The 1,348-nt window shown below is 67.3% G+C and carries 1 protein-coding gene; it reads right to left on the bottom strand.

The window, feature by feature from the left end; translation table 11 throughout:
• Positions 1–236: 236 nt before the first annotated feature.
• On the bottom strand, positions 237–1,253 hold the full coding sequence (locus MBSD_RS13445; RefSeq protein ID WP_062537815.1) for an IS110 family RNA-guided transposase: 1,017 nt from the start codon (positions 1,251–1,253) through the stop codon (positions 237–239).
• Positions 1,254–1,348: the final 95 nt, after the last annotated feature.

Raw genomic sequence — 1,348 nt, 5'->3', positions numbered from 1 at the left:
CCCTTCTGGATCCAGGCCGCCGTAGCGGCCCCGGCCGTTGCCCAAACACTTATCGGTCATCGCGGTGTCCGTCCAAGTGCGCGCCACGCGCTGCACAGAGTCTCGGGCTGTCGGCCCACCCCTCGATGGTTCGGTCCGCGCGCGGTCCTGCGTTCCACACGGGTGCCGGCGGTCGCGGCCATTCAGAGGGCTGGTTGCGTGCCATTCCCCAATCCGTCCTGCGACCGCCGGCATGATCAGCCGAAGGCACGCTTCGGATCGAACGGCGTGCCTTCGCGCAGCATGTAGTAGCTGGCGCGCGCCAGTTTGTGCGCCACGGCCTTGATGGCGACCACGCGGTGTTTGCGGGCGCGCTTGCGTTCATACCAGCGCCGGACCGGGGCGCTGTGGCGGGTGGCGTGATGGGCGGCTTCCATGTAGGCCCAGCACAGGTAGCGGTTGCCGCACTTGCGGTTGCCGTGGCCTTTGCGCTTGCCGTTGGACAGTCGGACGCTCTCCACCATGCGGCAGTACGAGGCGTAGTCGCCGACCGAGGCGAAGCGCTCGATGGCGCCGGTTTCCAGCAGGATCGTCGTGCCGAGGATCGGACCGATGCCCGGCACGCTTTGCAGGCGCAGCAGGAGATCGGGCCGGGCCAGGTCCTTGCGCACCCACCGCTCCAGCGCAGCGATCTGCTCCTGCAGGGTCAGCCAGAGCCTGAATTGGACCAGCACGCCGTAGCGCGTGGCCAGATCGGGGAAGAGGGATTCCAGTTGCGCCGCGGTGAGCTGGCGGATGGCGTTGCTGGACAGGCAGCGACCACTGCAGCGACTGACGCTCGATTGGATCATCAGCATCAACTGCACGGCCTGGCGCACGAGGGTGAAGCGACGGCGCAGCAGGTCGCGCGTAGCGCGCTGCTCGCGCGGGTAGATGTAACCCTCCGGCAACAGGCCCAGGCGCATCAGTTGCGCCAGGTGCAGGGCGTCGGTGTGGTCGTCGCCGTGCTTGAGCCCGTCGTACTGCGGGATGGCCGTGGTGTTCACCAGGTGCACGGCGTAGCCGTGATCCATCAGGCCGTCCACCAGCCAGTACCAGTTGTAGGTCGACTCGACGGCCACGCCGGCCAGCTGCGGCCGGAACGGTTCGAGCTCGGCGAGAATGCCGGGCAAGGCGTTGGGGCGGCGGCACTGCAGGAGCGGTTTGCCGTCGGCATCCATCACCGCCAGCACGCTGTTGGTGGAATGCAGATCGATGGCTGCGTAGAGTGACATGGCTGCCTCCTGTCGCGGGCGCGGTTCGAAACGTGGTGTCTCGAACGTACCGCCACGCGCAGGAGGCGGCGACATGAGTTTTCAGAGTGCACTTT

The organism is Mizugakiibacter sediminis, assembly GCF_000953855.2.
GTDB classification, from domain to species: Bacteria; Pseudomonadota; Gammaproteobacteria; order Xanthomonadales; family Rhodanobacteraceae; genus Mizugakiibacter; species Mizugakiibacter sediminis.
Note: the sequence above shows the minus strand (reverse complement) of the source record. Positions and strands in the feature narration are given on the sequence as shown.